The 17,192-nt window shown below is 34.0% G+C and carries 10 protein-coding genes and 1 riboswitch; of the genes, 1 reads left to right on the plus strand and 9 read right to left on the minus strand.

Annotated features, from left to right (window positions below; genetic code table 11):
* From thrA to B8963_RS01100, 6 genes are all read right to left on the minus strand, one after another.
* Entirely contained in the window at positions 1-3,384 is a 3,384-nt protein-coding gene (gene thrA / locus B8963_RS01075; RefSeq protein ID WP_084059459.1) for a bifunctional aspartate kinase/homoserine dehydrogenase I, read from the minus strand.
* A 69-nt stretch (positions 3,385-3,453) separates the two neighbouring features.
* Positions 3,454-4,728, minus strand: coding sequence for an O-acetylhomoserine aminocarboxypropyltransferase/cysteine synthase family protein (locus B8963_RS01080; RefSeq protein WP_084059460.1), 1,275 nt, complete (start codon positions 4,726-4,728; stop codon positions 3,454-3,456).
* Positions 4,729-4,861: 133 nt separating this feature from the next.
* Positions 4,862-4,979: riboswitch (SAM riboswitch) on the minus strand.
* Between the two features lie 93 nt (positions 4,980-5,072).
* Positions 5,073-7,019, minus strand: coding sequence for a CocE/NonD family hydrolase (locus B8963_RS01085; RefSeq protein ID WP_084059461.1), 1,947 nt, complete (start codon positions 7,017-7,019; stop codon positions 5,073-5,075).
* Between the two features lie 99 nt (positions 7,020-7,118).
* On the minus strand, positions 7,119-8,375 hold the full coding sequence (gene metK, locus B8963_RS01090; RefSeq protein ID WP_084059462.1) for a methionine adenosyltransferase: 1,257 nt from the start codon (positions 8,373-8,375) through the stop codon (positions 7,119-7,121).
* A 217-nt stretch (positions 8,376-8,592) separates the two neighbouring features.
* Positions 8,593-11,286, minus strand: coding sequence for a carboxypeptidase-like regulatory domain-containing protein (locus tag B8963_RS01095; RefSeq protein ID WP_084059463.1), 2,694 nt, complete (start codon positions 11,284-11,286; stop codon positions 8,593-8,595).
* Entirely contained in the window at positions 11,286-12,197 is a 912-nt protein-coding gene (locus tag B8963_RS01100) for a GLPGLI family protein (protein WP_084059464.1), read from the minus strand. Before B8963_RS01100 ends, B8963_RS01095 begins: the two co-directional genes overlap by 1 nt.
* Before the next feature lie 228 nt (positions 12,198-12,425).
* On the opposite strand from B8963_RS01100, the gene B8963_RS01105 reads away from it, so the two are divergent.
* The gene (locus tag B8963_RS01105; RefSeq protein ID WP_084059465.1) at positions 12,426-13,040 is read left to right on the plus strand and encodes a deoxynucleoside kinase; all 615 of its coding nucleotides are present in this window, start codon (positions 12,426-12,428) and stop codon (positions 13,038-13,040) included.
* Between the two features lie 35 nt (positions 13,041-13,075).
* Here B8963_RS01105 and B8963_RS01110 read toward each other — a convergent pair whose 3' ends face one another.
* The 3 genes from B8963_RS01110 to B8963_RS01120 all read right to left on the minus strand — a co-directional run bounded on the left by B8963_RS01110 (position 13,076) and on the right by B8963_RS01120 (position 17,179).
* Positions 13,076-14,077 carry an App1 family protein gene (locus B8963_RS01110; RefSeq protein ID WP_084059466.1) on the minus strand — a complete coding sequence of 334 codons (1,002 nt, stop codon included), beginning with the start codon at positions 14,075-14,077 and terminating at the stop codon, positions 13,076-13,078.
* Positions 14,078-14,149: 72 nt separating this feature from the next.
* Positions 14,150-16,540, minus strand: coding sequence for a sodium-translocating pyrophosphatase (locus B8963_RS01115; protein ID WP_084059467.1), 2,391 nt, complete (start codon positions 16,538-16,540; stop codon positions 14,150-14,152).
* A 111-nt stretch (positions 16,541-16,651) separates the two neighbouring features.
* Positions 16,652-17,179: an inorganic diphosphatase gene (locus B8963_RS01120; RefSeq protein ID WP_084060684.1), complete on the minus strand. Its 528-nt coding sequence runs from the start codon at positions 17,177-17,179 to the stop codon at positions 16,652-16,654.
* Positions 17,180-17,192 lie beyond the last annotated feature (13 nt).

Below are 17,192 nucleotides of genomic sequence, written 5' to 3' on the forward strand. Positions count from 1 at the left end.
CTAATTCTTCTCTATTATTCTTAATATATCACCAAAAACTCCTCGTGCTGTTACTGCCGCTCCAGCACCTGCTCCCTGAATAACCAATGGATTTTCACCATAAGATTCTGTATATATCTCGATGATTGAATCTGATCCTTTTACCTGCCCAAGTGCACTTGCTTTTGGAACTGATATCAACTTTACCTCTAAATTACCCTTTTCTTTTTGCAAATCGCCAGACAAATCGCCTACATAACGTAAAACATGATCTGGCTTTTGTTCTTTCTTTATTTTATCAAAAACTGCATCCATGGATTCTAAGCGGCTATTAAACTCATTTACTTCCACATTTTGCAAAGCTTCTGGAATTAAATTTTGAATATTTATATCAGCAAATTCATTACTCAAATCTAACTCTCTAGCCAAAATTAATAATTTACGCCCTACATCATTTCCTGATAAATCTTCACGTGCATCTGGCTCCGTATAACCTTTGTTTATAGCCTCTTTTAAGATTGATGAAAAAGACTGTTCAGATTCGGAAAACGTATTGAAAATATAACTTAACGACCCAGAGAATACACCTTTTATTCTTGTGATATTCTCACCCGATAAATGCAATAATTTTATGGTATCTATCAATGGCAATCCAGCGCCAACATTAGTTTCATACAAATATTGTTTCTGACTCTTATTAAGTTGTTTTCTTAAGTCTTGATAAAAACTAAAACTTAAGGTGTTTGCAATTTTATTTGAGGATACCAAATCAAATCCGTTTTCTATTAGTTTCGTATACGATTCCACAAACGTTTTACTTGCCGTATTATCAACTGCTATTAAATTTTCTAAATGATGCTCCTTAGCAAAATCGAAGACAGCATCTAAGGTAAAGGCAACTCCGTTTTTATCAAGATCTGATTTCCAATTTTTAGTAATCCCTTTTTTATTCAGAAGGACTTTTTTAGAATTGGCAACGGCAAAAACATTTAACTGAATTCCTTTACGTTCCTCAATATTTTTCGCTGATTTTAAAATTTGATCTATTAAGGTTCCACCTACATTTCCATGACCAAATAGTGCAATATTTACTTTTTTACTGATTCCGAAAACCTGTCCGTGCATTACATTTAATGCCTTATACAAATCTTTTCTCCTAACCACTAAACTTACATTCTTACCTGTAACTGTGTTATTAAACAATAAGGGAACAATCTGATTTTTAATCAATTCATTAAAAGGCTTATGAAAAGAACTTAAATCTTGACCCACAATTGAAATTACAGAAACATCTGTAGTTACCGTAATCATATTTACGTCTTTAGTTTCAAAGTCTGAACTAAATTCTTCAATCAATACCTCTTTCGCTTTTTGTGCTTTATCTGCATCTACCACAAATCCGAGTCCACGTTCCGAAGATCCTTGCGATATAATATTTACACTAATATTATTTGCACTGAGCGTTTTAAAAACGCGCGCATCCACACCCACTTTACCTAATAATCCACGACCTTCAAAGTTCACTAGTGCCACATTCTCTATAACAGATAAAGATTTGATTCCTTCTTTATTGGTTTTGGCGCTAATTAAAGTCCCTTCATTATCATCTTTAAAAGTATTCAATATTCTTAGTGGAATATTTTTTTCTATTAATGGAATTATAGTTTTTGCATGTAAAATAGTAGCTCCAAAATTAGCAAGTTCGTTTGCCTCACCATATGATAGTTCGGCTATGCGTTTGGCATCGGCAACATAATCAGGATTTGCCGTAAAAATACCGTCTACATGTGTATAATTCTGCAACTCTGCTGCATCTAAAAAATTGGCAATTAATGCCGCGGAGTAATTACTTCCATTTCTACCGAGAGTAGTGGTTTCATTATCGCGATTTGATGCAATAAATCCTGTTATTATTGGAACAACATCAGTGGCTAATTTAGATATTTCTAATAACACATTCTCTTTTGATATCGCTTCTAAAACTTTAGCATCACCAAAATTTGCATCGGTTTTTATAAGATCTCTAGAATCGATTAATTTGGCTTTAATACCTTTTTCATTCAACAGCTTAGTAATAACCTTTCCCGAAATTAATTCGCCATAAGCTAAAACTTGATCCTTTATTTTTTCAGAATAGTCTCCCAATAGCGAAACGCCTTCGAACAACTTGTTTAATTCAGAAAACTCCTTGGACAAATCAAACGTAAAATCTGACTTCTGATAGGTTTTAAACGACTCGAAATCTTTTGAATACTCTTTGCCTTTTGCAGCCTTTTTAAGTAGCGATTCTAACTGATCTGTAGCTTTATCCCTTGCAGAAAGAACCACGCCAATATTTTCTCCATTAGCAACTTTAGACAAAATTATTTCTAATACACGTTGTAAACCTTCACCATTTGCTAATGATTTTCCGCCGAATTTTAATATTTTAATTCGCTGACTTTTACCCTGTTGATCAAATATTCCTTTTAACAATTGTTCCATTTGCTGAAACTCTATTAAAAAAGCATCATGACCATGTAGTGATCTTATTTCACCATAAGTAACATTACTGTTTACTTGTGCAATTTGTTTAAACGTGTCTTTATTCTCTTTGGCCGTAAAAAACAAATCAGAATCTACTCCTATAATATGAATATTTGTAGCACTCTTTTCTATGACACTAAAAGCATCTTTATTTGTGCGCGTAATATCGATTGTTTTTAATAGTTGATTCATTAGCTTATAAGCAGACAACTGAAAACGTTCTTGGAGTTTAGTACCATGATGCGTTAACCAACTTTCTACATTAAAAACCTGGAGTTCCTCATTTGTACTACGTTTAAAACGCTCTTTAAAAGATTCTGGCGTACGGTAGCATAACATGGCATGCATACGTGCATCATGAACGGGTTGATTGGAATTTACCAAAAACTGTTCTTGAATCTGACAATTTGCAATTAACCAATCTGTAGATTTCCAATCGCTCGCAACAGGAATTAAATTTTCGGTAAGATTAGGCTTTAACGCTACCATTTCCCAAGCTATACCACCTCCCATAGACCCTCCAATCAATGCAAAAAGTTGATGTATTTTAAGTGCTTCAAGTCCAAGTAAAAATATCTTAGCAATATCTTGAGCAACAAAATCTTTGTAATTTTCAATTAAAAACCCGTCGTAACCATTACCAGGAACATTAAATACTATGATGGTATATTTTTTTGTATCAATACATTTTCCAATTCCAATTAATGCAGACCACCACCCATTCTCACCTGCCACATCAGAATTTCCGGTAAGCGCATGGTTTACCAAAACTATAGGTGCGCTATGTAATTCTGGTCCAAAAACTTGATATGATAGAGGTATATCTTGTGTTGTGCCGCCAAAATTGGTGTACTTATCTATTTTTAAATGATGTAGCATAATTATTTATTTAATCAACGAGGTTTAGAACTACTCCCTAACTTAATGAACTAGTATTTTTAATTTCAATTAAAGTGCTGCAAAAGCTTGTGATAAATCTGCTTTTAAATCTTCAATAGCCTCTAATCCAACAGATAATCGTATTAAATCTTGCGGTACTCCAGCAGCTGCTTGTTGCTCTGCTGTTAATTGTTGGTGTGTTGTTGATGCTGGGTGAATAATTAATGATTTTGTATCTCCAATATTCGCTAATAAAGAAAATATTTTAGTTGCATCAGTAACTTTCTGAGCAGCTTCAAATCCACCTTTTATTCCAAAAGTTACAATTCCACTTTGACCTTTAGGTAAATATTCTTGAGCTAAATTATAATATTTACTACTTTTTAATCCAGGATAGTTAACCCAAGCAACTTCTTCTCTACTTTCTAACCAAGTTGCCAATTCCAATGCATTTGCACTATGTTGTTTTATACGGACTGGCAATGTTTCTAAACCTTGAATAATTTGGAATGCGTTAAACGGACTTAAAGCCCCTCCGAAATCACGTAAGCCCTCTAAAATTAATTTAAAAGTAAAAGCTGCAGCGCCTAAAGCTTCACTGTAAACTAAACCATGATATCCTGCTGATGGTTCTGTAAATTCAGGGAATTTGCCATTGGTCCAATCAAAAGTTCCTGCATCGATAATAGCACCACCTAATGATGTTCCTTGACCTCCAATATATTTAGTAAGCGAATGTATAACCAAGTTTGCTCCATGTTCAATTGGATTTAATAGTGCTGGTGATGCCACTGTATTATCTACTATAAACGGCACTTGAGCAGCCTTTGCTTGTTTGGCAATTGCCTTCAAGTCTAATACATCGAGTTTTGGATTTCCTAAAGATTCTACAAATATAGCTCTTGTATTATCCTGTACGGCTTTTCCAAAATTTTCCGGATTGGATGCATCTACGAAAGTGGTTGTAATACCCAATCGAGGCAAAGTAACATTCAATAAATTAAAAGTACCACCATACAAACTGCTTGATGCAACTATATGATCGCCTGCTTTTAACAATGTTAACAAACCTGTAGAAATTGCTGCCGTACCGGAAGCAAAAACAACAGCTCCAATTCCGCCTTCTACAGCCGCTAACCTATCTTGTAAAATCTGATTTGTTGGATTATTTAATCGAGTATAAATAAATCCTAATTCACCTAAAGAAAATAATTTTGCGGCATGATCAGTATCTCTAAAAACATATGACGATGTTTGATAGATAGGTACTGCTCTTGTTCCTCCTGTTTGCGTAGTGTCATGCCCTGCATGTAAAGCGTTGGTTGCTAATTTGTGATCACTCATGATTCTTTGTTTTTTTAAATTAATTAATAAAATAAAAAGCCAAACTCTAAATAAGACCTGAGTCTTGGTTAGATAAAAATCAAAAAGTTATTAAGAAGAAATTTTCAACTGCTTTTTAAAGCAATTGATTTTTTCGTTATCTGCCGCCAATGCATAAAGCACATTTGGTAGAATTTAGCACCTTCATTGCATTGCGCAAAGGGTTGCTAAGGTTTCAAAGGGTCTATTCCCTCCACCTTTCTTGATAACTATTCAATACGTGTTTGAACTTACGAGCTGCAAATTAAAGTCAGAAAGTTTTAAAATCCTAATGATTTTTAGATATTTTCACAAATCCTATCATTTTAGTGGGATAAGACACTGAACTCAATACTCGAGTCTGTAAAAACAGTATGCGTTTGTGTTTTGAAATCACTTTCATCTGCCTTAAAAATATTATCTACATAAGTCTGCGGATTTAAATCTATCAAAGGAAACCATGTACTTTGAACCTGAATCTGAAGTTTATGCCCTTTTTTTATGGTATGAAAAACATCTTGCAGTTTAATATTAACATCCGTTTTTTTATTCGAAACAAAAGGCTCTGGTTTTTCAAAACTATTTCTAAATCTACCCCTAAGCACCTCAGACCTAACCATTAAATGATAGTTACTCATTTTTAAATGATCTTGCATTTCTTCATTGTTTTCGGCATCGGCAGGGTGCACATCTATAACTTTAACAATCCAATCTGCAGCAGTACCTGTTGTTGCTACTTTTAATTTTGCTAAGATATCCCCAGCTAAAGTAAAATCTTCTTCCATAACTTCTGTTTCAAAAACCAAAACATCGGAACGACGCGCTGCGAATCGTTGGTCATCTGTCATGTATTTTCTTGGGGTAAAAACCGTTTTTATATCTTCAGAATAGGGCACAGGCTTTTTAATATCACTAATAAATTTGATCCCTGAAACATTCTTTTTTTCTGTTGTTAGTTCTTGATTTTCAGACAAAAACATATCTTTTTTCACCACCCCTTTTGGTGGCCAAGTTTCATATTGTTTCCATTCTTTCCGCCCAGTATCAAAAACGTAAGCTTCTGGCAATCCACTATTTTTGTCACCCTTGCCTTTTAAAAAATGATTAAAGAATTTTGTTTCGATGTTTTGTTGAAAAAACTCCGAAATAGAATCGCCAAAATAGTAATTACCAACTACAGACCTGCCATTTCTTTTTGCCCATTTACCATGATCCCAAGGTCCAAAAACTATGGTATTGTAATTATCTTTATTATACTTTTCTATGTTTTTATAGGTTTCTAAGGGTCCATATAAATCTTCTGCGTCAAACCAACCACCCACAACCATAGTAGCCACATGCGATTTTACATTTTTAAGATGTTGAATAATACCCCTACTTTGCCAAAGTTCATCGTAGTTTGGATGTTCTTTTAGTTCATTCCAAAAATAATCATCCGTTTGACCATCTGGTGACATCGACATTTCATCTTTTAAATTATACTCAAAAAATTCATTTAAATTTTTCAGTGGCCCTTTGTCAAGAAAAAACTGGTATTGATCTTCCGTAGGCAATTCAGGTAACTTATACCATGCCGTATCAATTGGTTTATCCCCATTTGGCCTTGGTGTTCCGAATAAGGAAGTCGCCCTAAAATAACTCAACAAATAAGCTCCATTATGATGAAAATCATCGAAAAAGAAATCGCCAATACTGGCTTGCGGTGATGCCGCTTTCAAAGCTGGATGCGCGTCTACAGTAGCGTAAGTAGAATAAAAACCAGGGTATGATATACCCCAAATACCAACATTACCATTATTATTTTCTACATTATTCACCAACCACTCAATGGTATCATAAGTATCCGAACTTTCGTCTATATCTTTTTCTGAAGTTTTATTTGGAATATAAGCTCTCATATTCTCATAATGCCCTTCACTTAACCAACGCCCACGAACATCTTGATAAACAACTATATATCCTTCTTGCATCATGTGAATATTTGGACCTATACTTTCCTTAAATTTGCCTTCACCATAAGGACTAGAGCTATATGGTGTGCGTTGCATTACTATAGGATATTTTATTGAAGTGTCTTTTGGCGAATAAATTGTGGTATGCAGTTTCACACCATCTCGCATAACAATATCAACCTCTTTTTTGGTATAATTATCCGCAACGTAAGTTTCAGAAACTTCAGCTATACTGGTTTTTGTGGTTTTAGTAGTTTTTGAACAAGAACCTAAAAAGGTTAGCATTACCAGTAGTAAAATCGAAGAAAATAAGGTTCTCATAGTTATGATATTAGTATTTCATAAATCTACTAAGAATTTAGTAAGTATAAAAAAACCCGATATTAAAAATATCGGGTTTTATGTAATGAAAATATCGTCTTATAAATTAAACTCCTTTTTAATAGCATCAACTTGATCTAACTTTTCCCAAGTAAATAATTCTACTTCTTTTTCTACCCTTCCATTATATGGAGATTCAAAGGTTTTAGTAATGGTAATCGGCTCTTTACCCATATGACCGTAAGCGGCCGTTTCTAGATAAATTGGATTACGCAACTTTAAACGATCTTCGATAGCAAACGGGCGCATATCAAATAATTCAGCTACTTTTTTAGCAATTTGTCCATCATTAAAATTCACTTTTGATGTACCATACGTATCTACAAAAATGGATGTTGGTTTTACAACGCCAATAGCATAACTTACTTGTACTAAAATTTCATCGGCAACACCTGCTGCTACCAAATTTTTAGCTGCATGACGTGCTGCATAAGCTGCACTCCTATCTACTTTACTTGGATCTTTACCGCTAAATGCTCCACCACCATGTGCTCCTTTTCCACCGTAAGTATCTACAATAATTTTACGACCTGTTAAACCCGTATCGCCATGTGGACCACCTATTACAAACTTTCCTGTTGGATTTATATGATAAGTTATAGCATCATTAAACAAAACTTGAATATTCTCAGGTAATTGGGCTTTTACTCTAGGTATTAAGATCGAAATAATATCTTTCTTAATCTTCGCTAACATTTTTTCATCATCGGCATCGAACGCATCATGCTGCGTAGAGACAACAATTGTATCTATGCGTTGCGGCACATTATTATCATTATACTCAATGGTTACTTGTGCCTTTGCATCTGGTCGCAAATAAGTAATCTCTTTCTGCTCTCTTCGTAGATCAGCAAGAACCTGTAGTAATTTATGCGAGATATCTAATGCCAGAGGCATATAGTTTTCAGTTTCTCTAGTTGCATAACCAAACATCATTCCTTGATCTCCAGCGCCTTGCTCCTCTTTTGCACCACGATCCACACCTTGATTAATATCTTTAGACTGTTCGTGAATTAATGAAATAACGCCACATGAATCACCACTAAATTGGTATTCACCTTTTGTATATCCTATTTTATTAATTACATCTCTTGCAATTTGCTGAACATCTAAATAGGTGTCACTTTTTACCTCGCCAGCCAACACAACTTGACCAGTTGTTACTAGAGTCTCACAAGCAACTTTGCTCTCTGGATCAAAGGCTAAAAAATTATCTAAAAGTGCATCACTGATTTGGTCTGCAACTTTATCTGGGTGTCCTTCACTAACAGATTCTGATGTGAATAAATAAGCCATAAATGGTTTTATTATCTAGAATGGACTTGACTAAATAGTTTGAAAGAAGTTTATGAACCGATAGTGATATCAGCCATAACTGCTTTAGCATTTTTCTTGTACCAAAATAAATATGGCATCTGAGGTTGCAATCAGTCAAATCCTTCCTCAATTATTAATGGCGCAAAAGTAAAATAAATGATTCAGTTTATAAAATGCTTTAACAACAAATTGCAGATTATAAATCGTACTTCAACTTAAGCATAACAAATCTTGGCTGAACTACATAAGATGACGTTCTGAAAAACAATTCGTTAAAGCTATCTTGATTTAACTCCGTATTGTTTAACAAATTGGTTACCTCTACACTATACTCCCATTTACTATCCTTCTTTTGATACGACAAACTAGTATTTAAGTTTCCATATTCATTGTCCACCGTATTTGCCTTGTCGTAATAATGATAATAATCTAAATCTGCTAAAAAGATGAAACTTTTCAAAAATGCGGCATCAAATTTTAAAAAAGGCGTATCCGTAAAGAAAGTTGATGCATTACCACCATTATCATACTTGTTTACAGCATAATTATATCCAAATTCAACATTAGGTGCATTTCTAAAACTAGTTGCTAAAGATGCTCTATAATTTTGTGTTAACGATTCTGAAGTGCTTGGACTACCGTTTATGATGTTGTTTAAATTAGAATATGATAACGATCCACTAGAGCTTACTTTAATTTTTCCGAAAGTTCTTTGGAAATTGGCAGAACCAGACAACACCTCATCTTCCAAATTAGAATTTATAGTACTACTTACCTGGTTTATTCCAACAATAGAACTATTATTCTTAAAGGCATCAATACGTTTGTTATAGCTAATATTTGCGAAAATATTCTGCATATTGAACATATTAAAGCTGAAAAAATTAAGCGATACATTGTGAAATAATGCGCTTTCTAAATCTCTATTTCCACTATACATGGAGTTATAATTGCTAAAAATATATCCGCTTGCAAATTTTTCAATATCCGAAAATTGTCTGTTTACAGAATAGTTAAATCTTATATTTTCAGATTGTTTCAATTTAAAATTTACAAATAAATCGGGTACCACGTTAAAAAGATTATCAGTAACACTCGTTGCCAATTGCTCGTTTTTAGCGGTATAATTATGCATTATAAGTCCTGGGTTAATAGTAAATTTCCCTGCGATTAATTTATAATGAAAACCTAGAAAAACATCCGAGAAATTAAAATGAACATCATTAACTAAATCATCTGTAGTAAAATCTAAATTGGTTTTATTATCTAAAATTTGAAAAATATTGGAATTAAACTTTTGACTACTTTGAGTTGTACCTAGTGTAAAATTAATATTGCTCTTTTGCCCTGTTATAAAATAATAATCGGTCTTAAAATCGAACTTATTAGTTTTAATCTTACGATCTTGATTAATGTTAAAATTAGCTTGCGAATCATCTAAAGGAAGAATACTTGTAAAAGGTTGCACCTCTCGTATAGCATTATAAAATGGATCTTCGTTTTGTATTAAATATTGCGCCTCAAAAGCTAATATGTTTTTAGCATCAACAGTGTAATATACATTAGCATTCTGGTTAACACTTGAAGGTGATTGCTCTTTGTTTTCATATATCTGATCGGTTACTTCGGCCACAGAAAGTATCCCAACATTTTCTTTTTCTCCAGAGAATTTAGCTAAAACATCATACTCCACTTGCAAATTAGCACTTGGTTTATAGCTTGTGCTAAATTTTAACAATCCTAAATTTGAAGTTTGATCTGTACCCGTTGTGGTAACCTCAGTTTGGTTGCTACTTATAAATGATCGTGTTGATAACGTTTGCAACTCTGTATTGCTATAAGAGTAGATAGCAAAACCACTTAAGTCTAAACTTTTATTTGGCGAATAACTAAAATTTACTGCACCAAATCTTGAGTTTATTTCTTTAGCTCTGTTGTTTTGTAATTGAGACAATCCTAATCCACCATCGCCCACCGAAAAACTTGTACCAGTAGATCCTGTTCTACTTCTAAAACCACCAGTAAAGTTTCTATAATCACGCGAAGTAAAAGGCAATTCTCCAATGTTGTTCACATCTGTAAGAATATTTATACTGTATTTAGGGCTATAAAAAAACAGTCTAGGATGCGCCAAAAACCGATCATCCAAACCTATTCCCCCTGTAATTTCGCCAAACCAAAATTGCTCTTTACCAGATTTTAATTTTATGTTTAGCGCAACATTATCATCGTTATTAGTGACCCCTTTTAACTGCGATACTTCGCTGAAATTTCTGAGTACTTCAACCTTATCTAATGCATTCGCAGGAATATTTTTAGCTGCTAATTTAGAGTCACCATCAAAAAAATCTTTACCATCAACCATTACTTTGGTGACTTTTTTACCTTCTACCTCGATCTCACCGTCATCGTTTATTTCAACACCTGGTAATTTTTTGAGCACATCTTCTAGCTTTTTTTCTGTACCAGTTACAAAAGAGTCTGTATTATAAACAATCGTATCACCCTTTATCGTTACCGGCATTTCATAGACTACTTCCACTTCATCTAAATTTTCAGATTGCTCAATCAAAGTAATATCTCTTTGTAAATCAGCATCTTTAACTTCTATCAAAAGCTCTTTTGGCTGAAAACCCAAATAGCTAAATTTTAGACTATAAGCTGTATTGGATTTTACATTCACCTTATAACGACCATTTGGATCAGTAATACCAAAACCGTCTAGCGTTTTTGTTTCTTGATTTATCGCTACAACATTAGCCATGTCTAGCGTACCACCAACACTATCTTTTACTACTCCAGTTATTGTAACTTGCTGACCAAAAGCAACGAACGTAATTGCTATCATATACGTTGATAACAACAATCTTTTTAGAAGAATGTACTTCATTAATTTCTTATTCTAATTTGATTACCACCATCGCGACCTCTATTACCACCTTGGAAACGCTCTGACATTTCTTTCATTTTTTCAGCGAGAATAGTATTGTATTCTTTCTGACTTACTTCTTTACCCTTTGATGGCTCTTCAATGATTTCTTTTTCTTCCGCATTCAATATTATTTTAGAGCATAAGATTACTGTTTTACCAGCATTTACTTCTAAAATTAATCCAGGCAGTCCCCAATACTCACCAGGCCCCTGACTAATAGGCACATCTAAAGTATACCAAGCGGTAATTTCTATTTCTTTTGGAGTCTCAATTGCTCTAAATAAGGTTTCTTTCTTATCCGTAGAATCTTTTTTTACTTCGTCCTTATTTGCATCATCTTTATTTCCTCCTCTTTGTCCGGGTGGTGGTCTTCTAAAATTAGAAAAATCAGTTGAGTCTATTGGTTTAGTTGCAGTTGCTTTATAACACGTATAATTACCTATTTGCTTAGTTTCTGCACTCATAACCCAATTAAGTTTAGGCAGGCTATCCTTTATTAAAAAAACCTTTCCAAACATTTCTTTTTGATCCGTATATGTTTGATTCTTTATGTTCTTGTAGTACTTACCACCTCCGCCACCAAAAGCCATAACCCTAAAGCCACCATTGCCTCCACCAGGTTGCTCTAGTTTTTCTTCTTCTAAATAGGTTGCAGATGTTCTATCAAATGTGAGTATAAAAGTTTTCTCCAAGGCACTTTTCATACGCTCTTTAATTCGCTTTTTTTGCTCTTCAGACATTTCGCGGCCACCAAAATCCATATCCATACTGGTTTTAGATTGATAGACGGCTTTACCTTGAAAATCTTGCGAATGACCAATGGCCATAAAAAACAAATAAGCAATGGATAGAAGTACACCTTTTTTCATAATTGAATAGTATTAAGTGTGTTTAAGACTTTGAAAATTAGATTTGGTTTAACCTACTACAAAAATTAATTTACTATGTGAAAACTTAATTTAGTTTGTGTTGTAAAGACATGATACTACTTTGTTTATAAACAATTTTGTATTTCAACAACTATTTTTTCGTCAACCCAAGATTCGTTGTATATTGTGTGCCCTATAAAATAAGAACCCTTTTAACACTAACACACTATGCATGTTGCCGTTGCCGGAAATATTGGTGCAGGAAAAACCACATTAACCAAATTACTTTCTAAACATTATAGTTGGGAGCCACATTTTGAAGATGTTGTAGACAATCCATATCTAGATGATTTTTACAATCAAATGGAGCGATGGAGTTTTAACCTTCAAATCTATTTCTTAAACAGCCGATATCGTCAAATCCTCGAGATAAGAGAAACAGGAAAAAATATTATTCAAGACAGAACCATTTATGAAGATGCATACATTTTTGCTCCTAACCTTCATGCCATGGGATTAATGACTAATAGAGATTTTAGTAATTATTCTAGTTTGTTTGAATTAATGGAAAAACTTGTTCAACCACCAGATTTATTAATTTATTTGAGGAGCTCTATCCCTAATTTGGTAAATCAAATTCATAAACGTGGTCGCGAATATGAAAATACCATATCTATAGATTATTTAAGCAGACTTAATGAACGCTACGAGGCTTGGAGCCAGAAATACGAAAAAGGAAAGCTTTTAATTATTGATGTGGATCATCTTGATTTTGTAGACAATCCTGAAGATTTGGGTACGATAATTAATAAAATTGATGCAGAAATAAACGGATTATTTTAAGCAACATAAGAGCTATAATTAAGATGGGTTTCAAATTAAATGAAGCCCATTTTTTTTGCATGATCTACAGCTTGACTACTATCATCCACAAAAAGTACCGGTGTAGTCGTGTAATTTTCAAAGAGGCCTTTTACTCGTTTCATTCTTTTAGAACTGTTTACACTTCTTAAATAAATAGCACGAATTCTTTGAGGGTATAACAAGGCAATTTCTTTATAAATATCTGCATCATATTCTCCGCTATCTCCAATAAGGATAAAAGAAAGTTTAGGATAGGTATTTAATAAATTCAAAATTTCTAATTGCTTTTGAGGCTTATCTAGCGCTGTTTTTCTTTTAAAAAAAGTTTGAAAACTACGAAGCAATATTGGTCCTTTAGGAAAATTATTCTGCCTTAAAAAAAGCTCCAAATACCGGTATAAATTCCATGGACTATGGCTTACATAAAATATTGGATTTGCCATTTTACCAGAAACACCTCTATGTAATTTATTATATAAATCCGGCGCTCCATTTAATGGCAATCTTTTAATTGCTGTTTTAAATACCGTATTAAATAATACTTTCCATTTTAAGGTAGAAACCACGCCAGTATGTAAAATAGTATCATCAATATCGGTAATTACCCCAAAATCTGCTTCATCTGATGGAACTAACAATTTGCCAGGAAATCTGTTTTCTAATTGAATTGTTCTTTTAAGGTTTTTATCTCCATAAGAAACTTCAAAATTTACCCATCCTTCATCGTTCGCTAAGGACTTTAAATTATCCAATTGCTCGTTTACCTTAAAGTAACCATAGTTATCAGTCATGGTCTTTAAAACCTGACCGTTCGGCAGTGTAATTATTATTTCCGTATTTTTAATTTCATCGGTTTCTAACCGTTTCCATGTATTCAAAAGCAAACGAAACCACCCTTGATCTTCAAGATTTATTGATTCATCTTCTAAGGCTCTACCCCTTAAGTAAAAATGGGCATTGGTACCATAAGCGTCAAAAGTGATAATTTGTAATGGATCCTTCTTAAATAAACTCATACTACGTATTAGTATAAAAAAACCTGTCAATTAAAATAACTGACAGGTTAAAAATATAAACTTTATATGATATTACTTTCGAATATCTACTTTTTCTATTTTAACTTCGATATTATCATCGTTAGATTTAACCGTAGTGTTTTCAAAAGCCTCTAATTGCGCCTTTACTTCAGCTTGTGTTCCTTTGATAATTTTTTCTTCTGTAGTTGACACTCCATTAACTGTTGTGGTATATACTATAGTCGCCTCAGCTAAATCATTACTTTCCACATTCATTTTAATAGTTGTCTCAACAGTTTGCTTGCCATTCACATAAGCGGAAACATCATCAAGACTTAAAGCAATACTCGGTGCAATTACTAAAGCCACAACCGACATTAACTTCAATAGAATGTTCAAGGATGGACCCGATGTATCTTTAAAAGGATCACCAACAGTATCACCAACAACAGCTGCTTTATGCGCATCTGTTCCTTTACGACCATCGGCTTCGATCATTTTCTTAGCATTATCCCAAGCACCACCAGCATTAGATTGGAAAATAGCCATTAAAACGCCACACGTAGTAACTCCAGCCAATAACCCACCTAACATTTCTGCACCACCAATAAAACCAACAGCCACAGGAACTATAATTGCCAATAACCCCGGTAGCACCATTTCTTTAATAGATGCCTTGGTGGAAATTGCAACACACTTATCATATTCGGCATACCCATCGGCAGCATCAAAAATTGCTCTTTGCTCTTTAGTAGCTTTAGACATATCAGAATTTACCGCACGCATTACTTCTAATGCAGCTTTTAATTGAGGAATATCTCTAAATTGACGACGAACTTCTTCAATCATAGCCATTGCTGCTCTACCCACCGCATTCATTGATAATGCAGAAAACACAAAAGGAAGCATTCCACCAACTAATAACCCTGCCATTACGGTAGGCTTAGAAACATCAATAGAAGTTACATTAGCTACTTTCATAAATGCCGCAAATAATGCTAGAGCTGTTAGAGCCGCAGAAGCAATGGCAAATCCTTTTCCAATAGCTGCAGTAGTATTACCAACAGCATCTAATTTATCGGTACGATCACGAACTTCATGTGGTAATTCTGCCATTTCAGCAATACCACCAGCGTTATCAGAAATAGGACCGTATGCATCAACAGCTAACTGAATTCCTGTATTTGCTAGCATACCCACTGCAGCAATAGCAATACCGTATAAGCCAGCAAAATGATGCGAAACTAAAATTGCAGCTGCAATGAATAAAATTGGCCACATAGTAGACATCATCCCTACACCTAATCCAGAAATAATATTTGTAGCAGCACCAGTTTCTGATTGTTTCACTATAGAATTTACTGGTTTTGTACCTGTACCTGTATAATATTCTGTGATTTTACCAACAGCTAAACCTGATACTAAACCAGCCAAAGTTGCGAAAAACACACCATTTGCAGTATATTCTACCCCACCATACACCCATACTTCTGGGATTAAAGCAGTTATGATAAAATAAGAGGCAACTACCATTAAACCAGCAGATCCAAACTCACCTATATTCAATGCTGTTTGCGGGTTTCCACCATCTTTTACTTTTACAAAAAAGGTTCCGATTATAGACATGATTATACCCACTGCTGCTAAAACTAGAGGCAAATAAACTGCACCAAGACCAGCAAAATCAGGAGTAATAATAAACGCCCCAAGCACCATTGTTCCGATTATTGAACCTACATAAGACTCAAATAAATCCGCACCCATTCCAGCAACATCACCAACGTTATCACCAACATTATCAGCAATAGTTGCAGGGTTTAAAGGGTGATCTTCTGGAATTCCAGCCTCAACCTTACCTACTAAATCAGCTCCAACATCTGCAGCTTTTGTATATATACCACCACCCACACGCGCAAATAATGCTATGGAAGACGCCCCAAGAGAAAACCCAGAAAGCACATTTAATACCATTCCTAAATTATCAGCTCCAGGCCAAATTTCTTGATATATTGCAAAAAGACCGCTGAGACCTAATACCCCTAAACCAACAACGCCTAGCCCCATAACAGCGCCACCTGCAAAAGCAACTTCTAATGCTTTCCCTAATGAAGTTCTTGCAGCTTGTGTGGTTCTTACATTAGCTTTTGTTGCAACTCTCATGCCAATAAAACCTGCTAATGCAGAACAAATAGCGCCTACTATAAACGAAACTGCGACCATACCATTAGATCCAATTTCATTACTTCCTTTCACATAAAGCAAAACAGCAACTGCAACAACAAAAATTGACAGTATTTTGTATTCTGCTTTTAAGAAAGACATTGCGCCATCAGAAATATTCTTAGCAATCCTTGTCATTTTTTCGTTACCAGCATCTTGTTTAGACACCCACATATTTTTAATAATGACAAATAATAATGCCACGATTCCGAAGACTGGCAGAAATTTTAATAGTAATTCCATAATTATTTTGAGATTTTGTTAATTAGTTGATGGTAAATGTATGAAATCGATATTAATAAAAAAAGCCACTTTTAAATATTAAAAGTGGCTTTTTAAAGTAGTTATTTTTGTTTATATGGTAAACGTACGCTTTTTTTTGTGATCGCTTTCATCATAACGCTTTACACATTCATGATAAATCTTAACTGCTTCAGCAGCATCACCCCAACCACCTACATCTACTTTTTTCTTTTCTAGATCTTTGTAAACTTGAAAAAAGTGTTCTATTTCTTTTAATCTATGCGGATTTAAATCGCTTATGTCATTATTATTACTCCAAATAGGATCAGATACAGGAACACAAATTATTTTTTCATCTGGTCCTTTTTCATCGGTCATATGGAAAACCCCTATTGGTTTCACTTCCATCACAACCATTGGATAAGTTGGTTCCGTTCCCATAACCAATACATCTAACGGATCTTTATCTAATGCCAAAGTTTCTGGAATAAATCCATAGTCCCCTGGATACATCATAGATGAAAAAAGCATTCTGTCAAATCTAATTTTATGCAAGGTAAAATCGTACTCATATTTATTTCTACTTCCTTTTGGAATTTCTATTAAAACATCGAAAGTAATAGTTTGTTTTTTACTCATAATAATATACTGT

This window comes from Cellulophaga tyrosinoxydans (genome assembly GCF_900176415.1).
GTDB lineage: Bacteria > Bacteroidota > Bacteroidia > Flavobacteriales > Flavobacteriaceae > Cellulophaga > Cellulophaga tyrosinoxydans.

Bases quoted from the DNA above. Each gene is read 5' to 3' on its own strand.
- thrA (WP_084059459.1), bottom strand. From the start codon at position 3,384: ATGCTACATCATTTAAAAATAGATAAGTACACCAATTTTGGCGGCACA.
- B8963_RS01080 (WP_084059460.1), bottom strand. From the start codon at position 4,728: ATGAGTGATCACAAATTAGCAACCAACGCTTTACATGCAGGGCATGAC.
- B8963_RS01085 (WP_084059461.1), bottom strand. From the start codon at position 7,019: ATGAGAACCTTATTTTCTTCGATTTTACTACTGGTAATGCTAACCTTT.
- metK (WP_084059462.1), bottom strand. From the start codon at position 8,375: ATGGCTTATTTATTCACATCAGAATCTGTTAGTGAAGGACACCCAGAT.
- B8963_RS01095 (WP_084059463.1), bottom strand. From the start codon at position 11,286: ATGAAGTACATTCTTCTAAAAAGATTGTTGTTATCAACGTATATGATA.
- B8963_RS01100 (WP_084059464.1), bottom strand. From the start codon at position 12,197: ATGAAAAAAGGTGTACTTCTATCCATTGCTTATTTGTTTTTTATGGCC.
- B8963_RS01105 (WP_084059465.1), top strand. From the start codon at position 12,426: ATGCATGTTGCCGTTGCCGGAAATATTGGTGCAGGAAAAACCACATTA.
- B8963_RS01110 (WP_084059466.1), bottom strand. From the start codon at position 14,077: ATGAGTTTATTTAAGAAGGATCCATTACAAATTATCACTTTTGACGCT.
- B8963_RS01115 (WP_084059467.1), bottom strand. From the start codon at position 16,540: ATGGAATTACTATTAAAATTTCTGCCAGTCTTCGGAATCGTGGCATTA.
- B8963_RS01120 (WP_084060684.1), bottom strand. From the start codon at position 17,179: ATGAGTAAAAAACAAACTATTACTTTCGATGTTTTAATAGAAATTCCA.